13 protein-coding genes, 1 tRNA gene and 1 riboswitch are annotated in these 17,940 nt (G+C 50.0%); of the genes, 10 read left to right on the forward strand and 4 right to left on the reverse strand.

Annotation, left to right across the window (positions count from 1 at the left end):
* Nucleotides 1-115: 115 nt before the first annotated feature.
* A riboswitch (cobalamin riboswitch) is annotated at nt 116-260 on the forward strand.
* 34 nt (nt 261-294) lie between these two features.
* Both NDI52_RS12455 and NDI52_RS12460 read left to right on the forward strand, forming a co-directional pair.
* Nucleotides 295-480, forward strand: coding sequence for a CbtB-domain containing protein (locus tag NDI52_RS12455; protein ID WP_190773502.1), 186 nt, complete (start codon nt 295-297; stop codon nt 478-480).
* A gap of 240 nt (nt 481-720) precedes the next feature.
* Entirely contained in the window at nt 721-1,866 is a 1,146-nt protein-coding gene (locus tag NDI52_RS12460) for a hypothetical protein (protein ID WP_190773501.1), read from the forward strand.
* A gap of 96 nt (nt 1,867-1,962) precedes the next feature.
* Here the strand turns inward: NDI52_RS12460 and NDI52_RS12465 are convergent, their stop codons facing one another.
* Entirely contained in the window at nt 1,963-4,386 is a 2,424-nt protein-coding gene (locus NDI52_RS12465) for a PAS domain S-box protein (RefSeq protein WP_190773500.1), read from the reverse strand.
* Nucleotides 4,387-4,719: 333 nt separating this feature from the next.
* Here NDI52_RS12465 and NDI52_RS12470 point away from each other — a divergent pair, with 333 nt between their 5' ends.
* The 3 genes from NDI52_RS12470 to NDI52_RS12480 all read left to right on the forward strand — a co-directional run bounded on the left by NDI52_RS12470 (nt 4,720) and on the right by NDI52_RS12480 (nt 8,585).
* Nucleotides 4,720-5,052 carry an arsenosugar biosynthesis-associated peroxidase-like protein gene (locus tag NDI52_RS12470; protein WP_190773499.1) on the forward strand — a complete coding sequence of 111 codons (333 nt, stop codon included), beginning with the start codon at nt 4,720-4,722 and terminating at the stop codon, nt 5,050-5,052.
* Nucleotides 5,053-5,246: 194 nt separating this feature from the next.
* The gene (arsS, locus tag NDI52_RS12475; protein WP_190773498.1) at nt 5,247-6,389 is read left to right on the forward strand and encodes an arsenosugar biosynthesis radical SAM (seleno)protein ArsS; all 1,143 of its coding nucleotides are present in this window, start codon (nt 5,247-5,249) and stop codon (nt 6,387-6,389) included.
* Nucleotides 6,390-6,707: 318 nt separating this feature from the next.
* The gene (locus NDI52_RS12480; RefSeq protein ID WP_190773497.1) at nt 6,708-8,585 is read left to right on the forward strand and encodes an ATP-binding protein; all 1,878 of its coding nucleotides are present in this window, start codon (nt 6,708-6,710) and stop codon (nt 8,583-8,585) included.
* 185 nt (nt 8,586-8,770) lie between these two features.
* On the opposite strand, the gene NDI52_RS12485 is transcribed toward NDI52_RS12480, so the two are convergent.
* Together NDI52_RS12485 and NDI52_RS12490 are read right to left on the reverse strand one after the other, a co-directional pair.
* Entirely contained in the window at nt 8,771-11,977 is a 3,207-nt protein-coding gene (locus NDI52_RS12485) for a PAS domain S-box protein (protein WP_190773496.1), read from the reverse strand.
* A 306-nt stretch (nt 11,978-12,283) separates the two neighbouring features.
* A tRNA-Val gene (locus NDI52_RS12490) sits at nt 12,284-12,357 on the reverse strand.
* A gap of 192 nt (nt 12,358-12,549) precedes the next feature.
* Here NDI52_RS12490 and holA point away from each other — a divergent pair.
* A complete protein-coding gene (gene holA, locus NDI52_RS12495; RefSeq protein WP_190773495.1) occupies nt 12,550-13,536 on the forward strand; it encodes a DNA polymerase III subunit delta in 987 nt (328 codons plus the stop codon).
* An 83-nt stretch (nt 13,537-13,619) separates the two neighbouring features.
* Entirely contained in the window at nt 13,620-14,519 is a 900-nt protein-coding gene (argB, locus tag NDI52_RS12500; RefSeq protein ID WP_190773494.1) for an acetylglutamate kinase, read from the forward strand.
* A 49-nt stretch (nt 14,520-14,568) separates the two neighbouring features.
* On the opposite strand, the gene NDI52_RS12505 is transcribed toward argB, so the two are convergent.
* Complete coding sequence (locus NDI52_RS12505) at nt 14,569-14,958, reverse strand: hypothetical protein (protein WP_190773493.1); 390 nt, start codon at nt 14,956-14,958, stop codon at nt 14,569-14,571.
* An 87-nt stretch (nt 14,959-15,045) separates the two neighbouring features.
* Between NDI52_RS12505 and NDI52_RS12510 the strand changes: the two genes are divergently transcribed.
* The 3 genes from NDI52_RS12510 (at nt 15,046) to NDI52_RS12520 (ending at nt 17,622) form a co-directional block, all read left to right on the forward strand.
* A complete protein-coding gene (locus NDI52_RS12510) occupies nt 15,046-15,714 on the forward strand; it encodes a response regulator transcription factor (protein WP_190773492.1) in 669 nt (222 codons plus the stop codon).
* 63 nt (nt 15,715-15,777) lie between these two features.
* A complete protein-coding gene (locus tag NDI52_RS12515; protein ID WP_190773491.1) occupies nt 15,778-17,052 on the forward strand; it encodes a HAMP domain-containing sensor histidine kinase in 1,275 nt (424 codons plus the stop codon).
* A 240-nt stretch (nt 17,053-17,292) separates the two neighbouring features.
* On the forward strand, nt 17,293-17,622 hold the full coding sequence (locus NDI52_RS12520; protein WP_190773490.1) for a NirD/YgiW/YdeI family stress tolerance protein: 330 nt from the start codon (nt 17,293-17,295) through the stop codon (nt 17,620-17,622).
* The last annotated feature ends 318 nt before the right edge of the window (nt 17,623-17,940 follow it).

Here is a 17,940-nt window from a genome sequence, read left to right on the forward strand (position 1 = left end):
ACGCATGGTTGTGTGGTGTGCGAGGTTCACCACACAACCATGCGTAAGTCCTAATTGAGTGGGGCGGCTTATGAATCTTAACGACGGTGGGGAGTAGAGGTGGTAATCTAAAGATTGCTTAACGAGTGAATTCGGTTCTAGTGGGGCTCAGCCACTAGAAGCAATGGGGAAAATTCGGTGCGAATCCGATGCTGTCCCGCAACTGTGATGGGCTTTTGACGCTCTAAGCCAGGATGCCCGCCGAACCTTTTATGCCTGTCAGCGTCCTGTCAACCAATCTGCGAGGTACAGAGCATGGTCAATACAGCTTCAGTCTGGAAACGTACACAACAAATTACGCTGTCTCTTCCTGTGCAAGCAAGTCTGCTTACCGGGTTGTGTATGTTAACCCTGTGGACGTTCTACTTCTCGACCTATCCTCCTGCCCACAATGCCGTCCACCAGACCCGCCACGATACGTTGGGCGTAGCGTGCCACTAGGGTTTGGCTGAAAAGTTGTTTTCTCGTGTGCGAAGGGCACGAAAGAATAGCCTTTCTAGCTAACTTTACGTCTAGGCTCATGGGTTGAATTTAGGAAGTCGCAGTTCTCTAAGAACTGCGACTTTTAAGGTTCGATCGCCTTTGGGCAGGCGACGCTCGCAACATAAATTCTGGTGCAGCACATGGGTCGGCTGAACGATAGCCTAACGATTCAGTTATCAAGCTTTCTGGCGTAGTTCTATGAGATTTGCTAAATATTTTGGATTGTTCCTGGTAGCCAATGCTGCCAGTCTATTGTGTTGGCTATGGAGCTCGTCAATCGCTGTATCCCAATCTACCCTACAGTTACAGACAACGCCGCCCCTAAATCAGGTCATTCCGGCAACGGAGCCCGTGCAATTGACGTTGCAGGCTATGAACGCCCAGCAACAACCGCTGACGGATGCTAAGATACAGCTCCGCTTGTTAGCCCCGGCGAAAACGCCCTGGCTATCATCTGATTTCCCCATTGTGGAAGGGACGACATTGTTGGATATGGAGGCGATCGCCCCATCGGGCACCCTCCAGTTTGAACAAACTCTACCCATTCGGGGTACTTATTATCTGGAGGCAAAGGTCACACCCCAACGCGCTGGGGATTTTGAACCCGTCGAGCAGACCCTGTCATTCTCAGTACCTGAAAATCCTGTAAAGTACCGCAACGTCGCTATTTTGGCGGCTATTTTACTGGTAGCAGGTTTGGGAAGCGGTTGGGTGCTAGGCGGTGATCAGTCTCTGCAAGATGGCGAGATGGCCCCTAGGCCTGTGCGTATGTTGTTGAGTGGGGGATGCGTGGTGGCGATCGCCATTCTGCTGGTGATCAACATCAGTGCGGAGCTGACAGAGCACCATGACCATGCCAGCACGGCTTCAGCTTCCATCCCTGCCACCCAAACATCTGAAGGAATTCAAGTGGAATTGTCGGGCGATACCCTGGCTATGGTCGGGCAACTCGCTCCCCAGACCGTGCAAGTTACCGATGCAACAACAAAAATCCCGCTTACTGATGTTGCCGTAAAAATCCAAATTAATTCTCTGGAGCACAATGAGCGGGTTTTCACATTTGAAGGTTTTCCGGATGCAACGGGTCAGTTGACGTGGCAACCACAATTTTTTGATGGCGCGCCTCACCAGGTGATCGCAACTGTCTTACCAGGCAACTTCTCTCGCTCTTTCCAACCGATTCAAGTTGCCCATGAAGTAGACGTTCATGGGGTTGCGCCACCTCTCTATATCCGTTTTATTACGTTGATTTATTTCACGGCTATCTTTGTTGCGGCTTTAATCGGAGGGCTATTTCTGCGTCGTCGACACAGTTCACAACCCTTCCACTCATCCGTTGTTTGATCCATTTTTGGCAAACTCTCAAGAAATTCAAAGCTTCTTTTATATAGCTACAGCCAGAAGCAGGAGTGGTGGCTTTGCGAGCACTCCTGCTTCTGTTTACTCAGTTTCATGCAGGGTAGATTGCCGCATAACGGGCAATTTTACCGTCAGGATGGCACCTTGATTCTCTCCCAAACTCTCTGCTTTAACGGTTCCCCCATGTAATTCCACAATTTGCCGCACGATCGCCAACCCTAACCCTAATCCACCATATTGGCGAGTCATCGAGCCGTCTTCCTGCCGAAAATACTCAAATGCGTATGGCAGGAATTGAGCATGAATCCCCTTTCCGGTATCAATCACCCGAATTTGCGCACAATCTTTAATTTGCTTGAGTTCAATGGTGACTTTTCCGCCATTAGGGGTGAACTTGACCGCATTCATCAGCAGGTTCCATAGAACCTGTTGTAAACGGGCTGCATCGCCAAAAACGGGGGCGATCGCTGAATCAGCATCAAACCTGATTTGTATAGTCTTCGCTTCCGCAGCTAATCGTACGCTTTCGATTGCAGCCGAAATGATAAAGGGTAAGCTCACGGAAGCTGCCCTTAACGACAACCGACCCCGCATGATGCGGGAAGTGTCAAGCAGGTCTTCGACCAGTTGTGATTGTAGTTTGGCGCTGCGCTCGATCGTTTTTAATGCCTCAATTTGCCGCTCTGGGTCGAGTTTGCCGCTTTGTAGTAGCTTCGTCCAGCCTAGAATTGGGCTCAGAGGCGATCGCAGCTCATGGGAAAGAATGGCTAGAAACTCATCTTTAAGGCGGCTAGCCGCTTCAGCAGCCTCCCGTGCAACCTTTTCCCGATGGAGGAGTTGTTCACGCTCCTGTTCAGCTCGTTTGCGATCGCTAACATCCTGGAAGACCGCAGCAGCCCGGTGACTGTCGCCATCACCAACCTTGAAGACATAGACATCGAACCAAGCCTTCAGGGGTTCTGCATATAACTCTCGGCGTTCGCTAACCCCCGTCTGAACGACCCTACCCAGAGTCTCCCACCAATGGGCTTCGTAGCTTGGATCAAGATCACGCAATCGTTTCCCAACAAAATTGAATCCGACGAGCCGCCGTGCTACAGGATTTGCCTCTACATAAAGCACATCAACTGGGCGATCGCTCTCGTCAAACACGACATCTGCCAGGAAATAGCCCTCGTCGATGGAATTGAATAGCATCCGGTACTTTGCTTCCGATTCCCGGAGAGCAGCTTCAGCTCGAAGGCATTCAATCTGATTCCAAATTCGTGCAGCTAACTCGCGCATCAATTCAATTTCGTCACAGCGCCAGTTGTGCGGCTCCCGATGATAGACGCCAAGCGTAAATTTCCACTCATTTTCGTGGAAAATTGGAACGTTAATGAATGAACCAATGTTCAAATCTGCAAAGCGTTCTGCGGCTGCAATGCGCGAGTCTGTTGTGACATCATGCACGACAATCGTTTGTCTGGCTTTCGCAGTCTGGTGAAATTCGTCCGTAACCAACTCTGGTAGGGAATAAATACCCGCTAAACCAGGGACGTCATCTTGGTGCCATTCGTCATAAACCACTGCTTTGTTGGCTTCAGTATTCATGTCAACGAAGGCACAAAATGAAATAGTGAGATAGCGATGGAGCTGTTCCCCCACGGCTTGAATAACATCCTTAACCTGGGTGGTCTCAACCAGGCTCTGACTTACCTGGGCAAGAAATTCAGCATTCAGTTCGACGCGCTTGAACTCGGTAATGTCTTGAATCAGGGCGGCGGTGCGAAGGGGTTGCCCGGCCGCATTGCGAATAATCGTACCCGTTACCAGCACCCACACGATACGGCCATCTTTACGAACGTAGCGTTTCTCCGCCTGGTAATCACTAGCCTTGCCTTCCAGTAAGTTTTTGTAACGTTGGTGATCGCGATCGCGATCTTCAGGGTGGTTCAAGTCATCCACAGTAAGCGCTAGCAATTCAGCCTCGCTGTAACCTGTGATCGCGCATAGGGCGGCATCCACCCGCAGGAAGCGACGGGTTATGGCATCTGCTTGAGCCTTGCCGACACTATTAACATTGAAGATGGCCCGAAAGTCTTCCTCCCGTTCGCGCAAGAGTGCCTCTGCCTGCTGTTGTTCATGCTGTGCTTGCTTTGCCCGCAATACTCGCTGCACACACGGAACTAACCGTTCTAAACGATGCTTCAGGATAAACCCTGCAGCGCCGGCTTCCAGTGCGTCGATGGCTGTTGATTCGCTGACCCGATCTGTGACAAAGATCAGTGGAGTTTCAGGGCAACTATGACGGGCAATTTCTAATGTAGAACCACCCTCTAAATCGGGTAATTCATGATTTGCTAAAATTAAGTCGAACTCATCTGTTTTTAACGCATTAATAAACTCAGTATGAGTGTTTACCCACAACAGCTTATAGTTCAATTCGCTTGCTGTTAACGTGGCTTTTACCACTTCTGCATCAGCTAAATTAACTTCAAGTAGAAGAATGTGAAAGGCAGACATTTTACTATTCTGTCAATTTAAAGCGGTACAGTTTTCGTACCTTTAGAAATGCTTATCATGTTCCCCAGGTGATCAATAGAATCTTTGGATTGACATTGCAGTAGGAAACCCATCAAGCATAACGTTGCACTGACAAATGAGGAAACCTATCAATCTGAAGAAAAGCTTCAGATTAAAGAGTATTTCTAAATAGCGGTATGAAATAATATGGGGCCATTGGTCCTCACACCATTTCATCACGCTATTTAAAAACGGAATTAACTTAGCTCCTTCCCAGATCTAAGGTCGGGGTTGTAAATTGGCTGAACCGCCCTATTATTGGAGGCTTCAAACATGGATCAGTACTATAAGCCGGAGCATCTTGCTCAGTTCGCTCAGGTGGGCGAAGGAAATCCAGAGCTGGCTAAAAAGTTCTTTGATTACTATGGTGCTGTATTCGCTGAAGGAGCCTTATCAGTACGTGAAAAAGCATTGATTGCGCTGGCCGTTTCCCACACAGTGCAATGCCCCTATTGCATTGATGCTTACAGCAAAGAATGTCTTCAGCAGGGCGCTGATCTTGAACAGATGACAGAGGCATTACATGTAGCAACCGCCATTAGAGGGGGGGCTTCCCTCGTTCATGGAATGCAAATGCTAGACCATGTGAAACAGTTAGCTATGTAATTAGAGCGCGTTCTAAATCCTGCTGAAAGGGCTTTTTATGCGTGAAGCGCACGGAAAAACGCCTTTGAAGCAGGCTTAGGCATTTCTAGACGCAGTTGCGCAACCGTAGTATGAGGGTTGGTGCAGCGCAAATGCCGCACCGCTCATATTCCGGTTATTGAACTGAATTGATACTAAGGTGGAAAATTTTTGTAATGCCTGAGCTCACGCAACCCGCCTCGTTCTCGGCCCATGTAGAAGTAGACCTCACCACAGAAGCCGCAGGGCCAAAGCCGACGACATCGCTCCATCGCAGGCAAGCGCCATTGGCTGACCCCCATCATCAGCTTCAAACCCTGGCAGCCCTGGATTTGTCTCATACACCCCATGGAGGGAATTTTGGGCAGGCGATCGCCCAAGCCGGTTGGACAGCTCTATCCCCTGCCAAACTCGAGATTTTTCAAATTAATGTAGGCAAGCTCTGCAACATGACCTGCCGCCACTGCCATGTAGATGCTGGCCCTGACCGCACCCAGGAGAACATGGATCGCGAGACAATCGACGCCTGCTTACGGGCTCTCGATCAAACCGAAGCCCATACCGTAGACATTACAGGAGGAGCCCCAGAATTAAATCCGCACTTTCGCTATCTAGTTGAGGAGTGTGTTAATCGAGGCAAGCATGTGATCGATCGCTGTAACCTCACGGTGCTGTTGCTACCGCGCATGCAAGATTTACCGCAATGGCTGGCTGATCAGGGTGTTGAGGTTGTTTGTTCCTTGCCGCACTACCGAAGACTAAACACCGATAACCAACGAGGGTCAGGCACCTTCGAGAAATCTATCGGAGCCTTGCGTCGTTTAAATGAAGTGGGGTATGGCAAGGGAGATCCGAAGCGGAGGCTGACGCTCATGTCCAATCCGGTCGGTGCCTTTTTGGCGAGCAGTCAGGCCAAGATGGAGCAGGAATGGAAAACGGGATTAATGCAGCATCAAGGGGTCAGTTTCGATCGCCTGATTACACTCAACAATATGCCCATTTCACGCTATTTGGAATGGCTGGAGCAATCTGGCAATCTCCAACGGTATATGGAATTGCTGGTCAACTCATTCAACCCAACAACCATTTCTGGTTTGATGTGCCGCAATACGCTGTCTATCTCATGGGATGGGCGATTGTATGATTGTGACTTCAACCAGATGCTGGAGTTAGAGATCCATTCACCGCATCAACAGCGCCCTCACATTCGGGATTTCAATGCTCAATGGCTTACGCAACGAAACATTGTAATAAATCGTCATTGCTTCGGCTGTACCGCTGGGGCTGGTAGTTCTTGTGGTGGGGCAATTGATGCCTAGAAGGTCTTTGCGGAGTTGATTTTCTGTGCGTTATGCCTACTCGCATCTTGCACATTTCTAAAACCAAACTCTAGTGGCCCTATTTTTTGTGCATGGAGCGCACGAAAAATAGAGCTACTAGAGTATATGCAAGATCTGAACTCATCAAGAATTAGCTCTGCTTCATTAGGAATAAGGAGAAAAATTGCTCTAAACAAATGGGTTGATTAAAGCTACCTATTTAGTGAGTTACTACACGTTTCCAAAGGGCGATGAAATATATACTAGGTTCTTTATTCTAAGGAGTAGTGTTACTAGAATTTTTGTGCCGAGGTACGTGTGGACCGCGATCAGCTCAGTCAGCAGGTAGGAACCCTAAGCGAGCGGGTTAGACGGCTGTTGCATCAGGCTTATTCGAGTCTGTTGCAACAGCCTGAACCGCAGCAAGTATCGTTCTTTCCGGGCATCTTAGAAGAGCTGGGAAACTCGATGGAAGAGTTGCAAGTATCCCAGGAGTTTTTGCATCAACAAAATGAAGAATTGGCTGCAGCTTATGAAGCGTTGGCAGCGGAACAACGGCGTTATCAGGAATTGTTTGAGTTTGCCCCCGATGGTTATTTAATAACCGATACTGAAGGTAAAATTCAGGAAGCAAATCGGGCCGCTAGTACGTTACTCAATGTGCCGCAGAAATATCTGGTGGGGAAACCTCTGGCTATCTATGTCCCGGAAAAAGAGCGCCAGGATTTTCGTAGCCAGCTAGCCCAAATGCCCCAGGTTGAGCGGTTGCAGGAATGGACTGTGTGCTTACAGCCGCGTCACAAACACCCCTTTCATGCTGCTTTAACGGTCACAACAGTTTTTGATTCTCGGGGCAATGTTGTCTCTCTGCGCTGGCTGGTGCGCGACATTAGCGATCGCAAACAGTTGGAAGAGGCCGAGTTGCGTGCGGCCTTAGCAGAGATGACAAACCAGGCATTGGAAAATGAAATTGCCCAGCGCAAACTACTAGAAGGAGAGTTGCGACGACAGGCAGAAGCCCTGACCGAGGCGAACAACTTGAAGGATGAATTCCTGGCAATTGTTTCCCATGAATTGCGATCGCCTCTCAATGCCATTCTGGGCTTTTCCCAAATGCTTCGTACGCGTCGGTTTGACGAGGCGATGTCCTGTCGCGCCCTCGAAACCATTGAGCGCAATGCCCGAGCTCAGGCGCAACTGGTAGAAGACTTGTTGGACATTTCGCGTATTGTACGAGGCAAATTGACCCTTAGTGTTCAGCCTGTCAATTTGGTTGATGTAGTTGAGGCGGTCATTGACTCGGTAAAACTGGCAGCTACCGCTAAGGGAATTGATATTCAATCGGAATTGGATGAGTCTGCCATGGTGTCTGGGGATGGCGATCGCCTACAACAGGTGCTCTGGCATCTGCTGACGAACGCCATCAAATTCACCCCCAGAGCCGGGCGGATTGATGTTCGATTAAAGCGAGAGGCTTCCTCTGCCGTTATGGAGGTTAGCGATACTGGGCAAGGCATTCATCCCGACTTTTTACCCTATGTATTTGAGCGTTTTCGCCAGGAGGAACAGGCAAAAACGCGGCACCACGGAGGTTTGGGGATCGGCTTGTCTATTGTGCGGCAACTAGTGGAACTGCATGGGGGAACGGTTCAGGTCTACAGTCCTGGGGAAGGGCAAGGTACAACATTTACGATTCGGTTACCGTTGATGAGGGCTACCTCTGAGCATGAGGAGCCGCAATGGCCGATCCCTGAAGACTTTTCGGATGAGGATGCTCAGACAAGTTTGAAGAATGTGTCTGTACTTGTGGTAGATGATGAAACGGATGACCGTGAACTGCTAAAGATTGTATTGGAATGCGCGGGCGCTCACGTCAAAGCCGTTGGCTCCGTTGATGAAGCGCTGCAAGCAATCCATCAGTCACAACCCGATGTGCTTGTTAGTGATGTGCGAATGCCCGATCAGGATGGTTACAGCCTGATTCGCCAGCTTCGCTCTATTCCCATTGAGCAAATTCGCCAGATTCCCGCGATCGCCCTCACCGCTTATTCTCCTGACGAAAACTCCAGAAAGGCAATGACGGAAGGGTATCAGCTTTATCTGCCAAAACCCATTGAACCGGATGCTTTAGTGGCGGCGATCGCCAGCCAACTGAACGCGGGCGCTTTTATGCATCCTCTCGAGACTGAAGAATAGAGTCAGAGCTTGTACCTCTCTAAAAGTCAGGATCATTGTTTTCGTTACTTCGCAGTGAAAAACAATGATCCTGACTTTTAGAAAGCATTAGTTCGGACAGTTTTTCTGAAACCCTTGATTTTGCGTGCGCGAAGCGCACGCAAAATCAAGGGTTTCAGAAAAACTGTCCAGAGTATTGAGAAAGGTTATACGGTCAAAAATTGTTCAATGGTCGTGGCCAACTGTTTGAGCTTGACCGGCTTACTGAGATAGTCATTGGCTCCTGCTGCCAGACAGCGATCGCGATCGCCTGTCATCGCTAAAGCTGTTAGAGCAATGATGGGGATGTTGCCCAAACCTGGCAGATGGCGAATTTGCCGAATCGCTTCTATCCCATCCATACCCGGCATCTGAATATCCATCAGAATCAGATCGGGGTGCTCAGATTGGGTGAGGGCGATCGCCTCCTGTCCATTGTGGGCTACCAGCAGGCGATTGCCTTTCACTTCCAGATAACCCGCAACGGTCACAATGTTGTCCTCGTTGTTCTCCACTAACAGAATTAAGGGGGATTTTGCCCCGACCTGTGGCCTGGGATCGAGCGCAGCGACATCCCGGTCTTGTATTTCAGATAGGCATGGTTGAGTCATCACACCGGGAAGATCGATGGTAAAGCAACTTCCGACCCCGACTTCACTGGTGAGCCCTACTTTTCCACCATGAAGTTCGACCAGCCGTTTTACCAGAGCCAAACCTAAGCCTGTTCCCTCATATTCCCGATTTAACGCACTGTCAATTTGGACGAATGGCTGAAATAGGGTTGGGATGTCCTCAGCGGCAATTCCAATGCCGGTATCAGAGACTGCAAACCGCAGCCAGTTTTTCTCTACGTCTCCTACTTCCAGGGAGGTTAGTAACGTCACCTCTACAGAAACCTGCCCTCCCTTAGGCGTAAATTTGACAGCGTTGTTAAGCAGATTGACCAAAACCTGCCGAATTCGTCGTTCATCCACGAAGAGATCAGGGAGGGAAGACGGTAATTTTAGCTCAAGCTGGAGTTGTTTTTTGAGGGCTTGTTGCTTGACGAAGTCCAAACTAACCTGGCACAGCGTTGCAACATCGCAGGTTGCATAGTCCAGATCGATCTGTCCAGCTTCAACCCTTGCCAGATCTAGAATATCGTTGATGAGCGATAGCAAATGAAAGCCTGTGCGCTCGATAGTTTGTAAGGCTTTCATTTGTTGCTCATTGATGCTGCCGAAAATCTGCTCCTGTAACCCTTCCGACATGCCAAGGATGGCGTTGAGGGGGGTGCGCAGTTCATGACTCATGTTGGCAAGAAATTCATCCTTCAGGCGAGTGGCATGGGCCAACTCCTGGTTTGAAATGGCCAGTTGCTCATTGCGCTCAGTGAGTTGCTGTTGAATGTGTTTGAGGCGGGTAATGTCTTGAGCCGTGCCGATTATTTGTTGCACTCGACCCTCTGCATCCCGCTTAAAAACGGTATCGCGACCGTAGAGCCAGCACCACTCTCCGGTGGCCTGTCTCATTCGGTATTCGAATTCGATGATTTCATTGTTTTGAGAGTTGCGGATGTATGCCTGATGCTCAGGGAGACGAGCTAAATCGTCTGGGTGCATGAGCGTTTGCAGGAACGTTGAACCCATGGCCTGAATCTCATCGGGCGTGTAGCCCATAACAGCTGCAACCTCTCGGTTTGAATAAAGATTGCGCTGTTGCTCAAGATCGAACACATAGAGGATGTTCGGTGATGCATCGGCAATTTGCTGAATAAAGTGCTGACTCTCCTGGAGTGCTAGTTCAGCCTGTTTACGAGCGCTAATATCCCGAACAATTATCAACGCCTCATTCGCGTTAATCCCAACAATCCGCACTTCTTCATACACGGGACCTGTGCCACCCTGAACCTGATGCTCATAAATCTGAAGTGTTTTGGTGGCGATCGCCTGTTCAATTCGAATGAGTTGTTGTTGCAGGAGTTCCGGGGGAAGTAGCTCTGAGAGATGGTTGAGAGTGGAGAAATTCTCGTCGGTCTGATTGTGAGGTCGAATGCGATCCAGGCAAGTACCATCCCGTGTTACCCGCAAGAGTAAATCCGGAATCGCTTCGATAATGGCGCGAATCTGTGCCTCACTGGTGCGGAGTTCGGCCGTTCGTTCGGCAACCCTCCGTTCCAGTGATTGATTGAGTTCTTGTAGAGAACGTTCAGCTTGCTTCCGTTGGGTAATCTCTTCGGAAAAGACGATGATGCCACCGATTTCCCCAGTGTCTATGTACCAGGGCCGCACTTCCCACCGTGTCCACTGTGGGGTGCCATCGGCTCCCATAAAAAAATCTTCATCTCGTTTCTCGATCGCCCCGGCCAAACACCGTTGATGAGCCTGTCTCCAACGATCTGGAACGCTGGGAAGCACGTCATAATGCGATCGCCCAATAAACGATTCGATAGTCCCGGGATGATAATTATCAACCCAGCGTTGGCTCATCATGACATAACGCATCTCCCGATCAAACATGGCAATGCCGACAGGAGAATTCTTAATCAGCAGTCGCAGCCTTTCTTCACTGGCCTGTAGAGCTAGCGCCGCTTGTTTGCGTTCACTCTCTGCCTGTTTGCGATTGCTAATATCCTCAAACGTGCTAACGCTTGAAACGATGTTTCCCGCTTGATCCAGAATGGGAGCTGCACTCACAGAAAAGGTGGTAATCGTGCCATCTTCTCGGCGGTAATACATCTCCTCCGCTTTGACGGCGTTGCCTAGTAGAGCCCGGGCGATCGGGTACTCTTCCGGTTGGTATGGCTGCCCGTTGGGATGAACCCCGCCGTATTGAATGGATTCCTGGTCGGTATCTGAAGGGAGCAGGGGATGGTGCAACAAACGTATCGCTTCTTCGTTGTGAAACAGGAGCTTTCCAGAAGGTGCTTCTGCGATCGATACTCCCACAGGCATCTGTTGAAGCACCTGTTCTAATCGATGGCGCTCTGACTCTAATTGTTGTAGAAGGTTTTCCACTTCCTTATGGGCAGCTCGTTCTTGTTGTAAAAGCCGCGTGCGATCTGCCTCAGCTCGTTTACTCTCTTGTAAACTGGCACTCAGCAGATTAATAATCAACCCCACACCAATAACGAGAATTAACCGGAGAAAGTCGTCAACGTTTGAGATGGAGATCTGACCAATGGGCGGAATGAAGTAATAGTTGAGTGCCAATGCAGAGAGCACAATGGTGACAATTCCGGGCCACCTGCCGCCATACCAGGTACTAATGGCGATCGCAATGTAGAAAAAAGCCCCCATTGTGCGAGCGATAAGGGCTGCTTGCCAAAGGCTGAGGAGAAGGGCAATTGCTGTTAGGGCGATCGCCACACCATAAGATAAAAATCGCCGACCCATACTTATCGCTATTGCATAGTGAGTCTTAGTGTGCCCTTTTAGGCAAGTCACCTAACCGATTATTCGCTGAAGCAAAGCAAATTCTTAGCTCTGAAGCTCACAATTTAAGAAGGACTAACGAACCAATAATTTTGCTGACGATTACGCCTTTCAGTCTCTCGTTCTAATCAACATGATGACTGACAGATTGATGATTTTGGCACGAGTAGACGGGGCGAACTCCGTTGTACAGTGACACATTATTTTCCATCAACGACAGTAATCTGTCACCGATGACAAATAATGTGTCACTGTACAGTACATGAATGGACACAACAGGACTCGAACCTGTGACCCCTACCATGTCAAGGTAGTGCTCTAACCAACTGAGCTATGCGTCCGCGCAATTTGCTTTGCGATTTCATATCGTAGCATGGAGGTGTCAGGTTTGCTAGAAGATTTGAGAAATTTCTGAAGATTTTTTAGGCGAAGAGGGCGGAAGGCTTTGACTTATCATCGGTATGGCTTGTGTCTTTAGGGCGTGTGGTTGGTGAAATCCGACGCACGATATTGAGGGGAGTTCAGGACGGGGTATGCCGATCGCACTTTTTTGGGGGGAGGACGAGTATTCGATGCAGCGTGCGATCGCTGACCTGCGCGATCGCACGCTCGACCCCGATTGGGCCAGCTTCAACTTCGACAAAATTGGCCCTGAGCAGAGCGATGGTGTAATGAATGCCCTGAATCAGGCCATGACGCCGCCCTTTGGGATGGGCCAACGGCTGGTGTGGCTGGTCGATACCACCGTCTGCCAACGCTGCTCTGAAGATGTGCTGTCAGAGATGGAGCGTACCCTGCCGATGATCCCCGAAAGCACCGTGCTGCTGCTTACCATGACCAACAAGCCTGATGGCCGCATCCGCTCCACCAAGCTGATGCAAAAACACGCTGATATCCGCGAGTTTGCTGCTATTCCCCCCTGGAAGACGGATTTGCTGGAGAAAAAGGTGAAGCAGGTCGCCCAGGAGTTAGACGTGAAGCTAACAGCTAAAGCCATGGAACTGCTAGCAGAATCTGTCGGCAATGACACGCGGCAACTCTATACCGAGTTAGAAAAGCTGAGCCTGTTTGCCGACTCTAAAAGCAAGCCCATTGACGAGGATGCTGTAACAACTCTGGTGACGGCCACCACCCAGAACAGTCTGCAACTGGCAGCCGCTATTCGCCAGGGGGAGACGGGGAGGGCGATCGCTCTCGTATCGGACCTCTTCAGCCGCAATGAACCCGCTCTTCGCATTGTCGCCACCCTTGTTGGGCAATTCCGTACCTGGCTCTGGATCAAGCTGATGATAGAGTCGGGCGAGCGGGATGAAAAGGTGATTGCCAAAGCTGCTGACATCGCTAACCCTAAACGTATTTATTTCCTTCAACAGGATGTGCGTCCTCTCTCCTTACAAAGCCTGCGGCAAACGCTCCCCATTCTGCTGGATTTGGAGATGGGTTTGAAGCAGGGAGCTGATGAAGTGATGTGGATGCAGAGTAAGGTAATTGAATTGTGTCAGTTGTTTCAGCGTAAATAAGTGTGTATGGGAATGCGATCGCATTCCCATACACACCCGGATGCTAAACTCACTTCAAATCAGTAGTCTCTTCCCATTTGACCATGTTGACCAACGATCACGTTGATAGTGCAGACGCTGCCCGTGTTCGGGTATTAAGTGAAGCTCTTCCCTACATCCAGGAGTTTGCCGGGCGCACAGTGGTGGTGAAGTACGGCGGGGCTGCCATGAAAGACAGTAGCCTGAAGGAAAAAGTCATTCGTGACATTGTGTTTTTGTCTTGTGTTGGGTTGCGGCCTGTTGTGGTGCATGGGGGCGGCCCTGAAATCAACACCTGGCTTGAAAAGTTAGGGATTGAGCCGCAGTTTAGAAATGGATTGCGCGTGACCGATGCCGCCACGATGGATGTGGTGGAAATGGTGCTGGTCGGACGGGTCAATAAGGAATTGGTCGCGCTGGTAAATCAGGCAGGAGGGAAAGCTGTCGGCTTGTGTGGTAAGGATGCCAACCTGATCAAAGCGCGTCCGCAGGGTGCGGTGGATATTGGCTTTGTCGGGGAAGTGCAGAATACGGACATCAAGATTCTGGAATCCCTTGTCAATAATGGTTACATCCCTATTGTTTCCAGCGTCGCAGCGGATGACTCCGGGCAAGCCTATAACATCAATGCCGACACCGTAGCTGGGGAACTGGCTGCTGCCCTGGGGGCTGAAAAGCTCATTCTGATGACCGATACTTCTGGGGTTTTGCGGGATTACAAAGACATTTCTACCCTGATTCCTAAACTGGATATTCAAGAGGCTCGCCAGTTGATTGAGGAGGGCGTTGTGGGGGGCGGTATGATTCCCAAGGTGAATTGTTGTGTGCGATCGCTCGCCCAAGGTGTAAAAGCGGCTCACATTATCGATGGGCGCTTACCTCATTCCTTGCTACTGGAAATTTTCACCGATGCTGGGATCGGCACCATGCTGGTGGCGTCGGGATATACGGGGGGGCGGCGATAGAGAATCGTTGCCCTGTGATGGAAGCAACGCTTCCATCACAGGGCGATAGTTATTCGTCGATGCGGTACCGGATGAGCTTGCGGATGTCGCCAAGCGGGAGATTGAGTTCCTGGGCGATCGCTTGTTCAATATCAGCAAACTCAGCAACCGGAAACTTAAATTCCATCTCCTCTAGAGGCGAGCCAACAGTGCGAATGCTCACCTCGGTAATTTGAGTTTTCCGATTCACTTCTGCGTCTATCGACACAATGGTAAGGGAAAGCGCCAGGTTGACCTGATGCTGTCCTTCAGCCTCCAGGAGTGTGCCTGCAGGTGACGTTTGGCTGAGGACGCGGTCAATCATCCAACCGGTTACTAACCAAAATGCCAAGCCGACAGAAGGTAGTAGAAGCCCTATCCAGGTTAAGGTGAGTACGTTGGAAAGCTTGCGAGGCGGCATAGCCCATCAGCACAATTTAAGGATTATTGGGTATTGTAGTTGCTGCTGGCTTGCCCTGGAGTATGCGGCTGTAGCAGATAAACTGCCATGAAAATTTTGTTGGTTGAAGACGATCCGATTCAGCTCGAACCGCTGAAGACTGCGCTCATCAAATCGGGGCATGGGGTGGACGCTGTACAGGATGGCGAGACCGCTCAATGGCTAATTCAACAACGCCAGTACGACCTGCTGATTTTGGACTGGATGTTGCCTCAGGTGAGTGGTATTCAGCTCTGTCAGCACTATCGTCAGTTAGGCAAAAGTTCTCCTGTCCTGTTCTTGACGGCTAAAGATGCGCTGCAAGACAAAATCACTGGGCTGGATGTAGGAGCGGATGACTACCTGGTGAAGCCCATTAATGTGATGGAACTGCTAGCGCGGGTGCGGGCATTGGGACGGCGATCGCCCCTCTGGCAAGGCGACAGCCTTACCCTTGATGATCTGGAATTGCACCTCACCACGCTGACCATCACACGTCAAGGCCAAGAGGTTCAGCTCTCTGGACGTGAATTTCAACTGATGGAATACCTGATGCGTCATCCGCGCCAGGTCGTTTCCCGTGACCAGATTGAACAAGCGCTCTGGGAATGGGACATGGAACCTGAAAGCAAAGCCGTCACCATTTTGATTCACCGCCTACGGCAACGCCTCCAGGCGGTTGGGGCGGAGCATTGGCTACAGACGGTGTATGGGATGGGATATTCTTTGGGCCAATGAAGGGCGAAGTGGCTGGCTAGAGAATAGGTGAATCGAGGCAGGTTTGTTAACAACTCAGCTCCAATGTTCAATCGCAGTCGCAGTAATTTAGCCACCGGATTTACCCTTTCCATGGGGAGTATTTTGGTGGTTTTTGCGGCGATTTTGTATTTGCGGGAGGCGCGCGATCGCCTGCAAACGTTCGACCAACTGCTCTATAGCACCAGCCGCATTATGGTTGCAGGCGTTGAGGATTATATCTACAACGGTAAAGAGCGGACCGATCTGGAGAATGTGCCTGTCCTGGGTAGCGATACATTGCCCTTAAGCAGCAATCTGTTTTTTGCTCGTTGGTATACCCCTGAGAAGCAGTTGCTTCAGTTTATGGGAGAGATACCGCCTTCCAAGCTAAGCACGCCTTTGGGGATGCAAACATTGATCGTGAAAGACTCTTTGACGGCAACACCCCTTCGTCTGCGACAACTGACGCTGCCGGTTTACCAAGATGAACGCGTGATTGGATATTTGCAAATTGCGGCAGATCTGAAGCCTGTGGAAGAGCCATTGCGACAACTGCGGGGGTTTTTGGTAGTGGGAGTGCCTTTGGCGTTAGGGGCGATCGCTCTCACAGGTTGGGTGCTGGGTGGCAGAGCAATGCAGCCTATCCGGCAATCCTACGAGCAATTGCAGCAGTTTACAGCGGATGCTTCTCACGAACTACGGGCTCCTCTGGCGGGTATTTTGAGTCAGGCTCAAGTCGGCATGATGGAACCCGTCGATCCCCAGGAGCAACAGACTCGTCTCAAAACGATTGCTCATGTGGCTGAGTCTATGAGTTTACTGGTCAGCCAATTGCTTTTTCTGGCGCGACATGAGGGCAAACTGCCTTCTGATGCCCTGAAGTCTGTCGATTTGGTTTTTGTATTGAGATTGTTGCTGGATGAATACACCCTTCAAACTCAGCAGAAACAGCAAACCCTAAGCTGGGATTTGCCCTCCGTTACAGTGTCTGTACAAGGAGAACCTGACTTGCTGCGTCAGGCGATCGCCAATCTGCTCAGCAATGCCCACCGCTACACCCCTCACGGCGGTACTATCCACCTCACTCTGAGTACTTCCCCCCGCTGGGCAACCCTCCGCATTCAGGACACTGGAATTGGCATTGCTTCCGATGATCTCTCTCTCATCTTTGACCGCTTCTACCGCGCTGATCAAGCCCGTTCCCGACAGACCGGTGGGTTTGGATTGGGTTTGGCGATCGCCCGCCAGATTATCGAAGCCCATGGCGGCAGTATCACAGCCGAAAGCATTGTAGGACAAGGATCAACGTTTCAGGTGCGCTTGCCGTTTATAGGGTAGAAGGGATAATTTTTCACGTGCAACCCGTACGCAAACATTAACTCTTTACAGCACTTTTCAAGTCCGTGAGGTATAGAGTTTTTGTTGAAAGCCGCGCGAAGCGCGGCTTTCAACAAAAACTCTGGTTCTATTTCAGCGCAGAGCGCTGTAAATGGGCTTCTGGTCGGTTGAAACCTTCTTGTTACCTTTCTCCTTCAAGCTGGAAATAGAAATGATTTCGCACTCCATAGGAGATTCGTTATGAACTTGGGTTTCGCAACAACTCTTGCATTTTTAGCAACTCTGGTTGTACCGACGATCACCACGGCTCAAAGTACCATTGGCGAGTTGCAACAGACAAACAGCGTCACATTATCGGGAGAAGTGCTACGAGTGCAGGGTGACGATTTTATTCTCAGTGATGGGACTGGGCAAATTTGGGTCGAAGCAGAGCGGCGGCCTATCCGTGAAGCCGGCCTAAAAGCGGGCGATCGCGTTACGGTCGCTGGGGTTTATGACGATGAAAATAGCTTTGAAGCTCTGAGCATTACTCCATCGAATGGCACCGTAATTTACGTGTTTGATGATTGATTTTCGCCATAGGAACGAATGATTATTTACTCTGCATGGGGAGACATTCTTATCACCTTCTTAAACCTGTGCAACTCTTAAGAAATGCACTGTGGATAAATAGAAACTTGTCTCATCTGCAATAGACGATTACTCGTTGACGTAGGGCGATTGGTAATACTTAATGCCTAACCAAAAGTGAGTTAAGTACGTTGAGTTAGGGAAAGTTTCCACTCGCCTCTACGTTTCTAATGTAATGCCAGTATTCTTGCGTTCTGGACTATCAACTGCAAGCAAACTCCTATCCTAAGACAATGTTTTTGCGATCGCTCACCATCA

Source organism: Leptolyngbya sp. PL-A3 (assembly GCF_039962325.1).
Lineage (GTDB): Bacteria > Cyanobacteriota > Cyanobacteriia > Elainellales > Elainellaceae > Vacuolonema.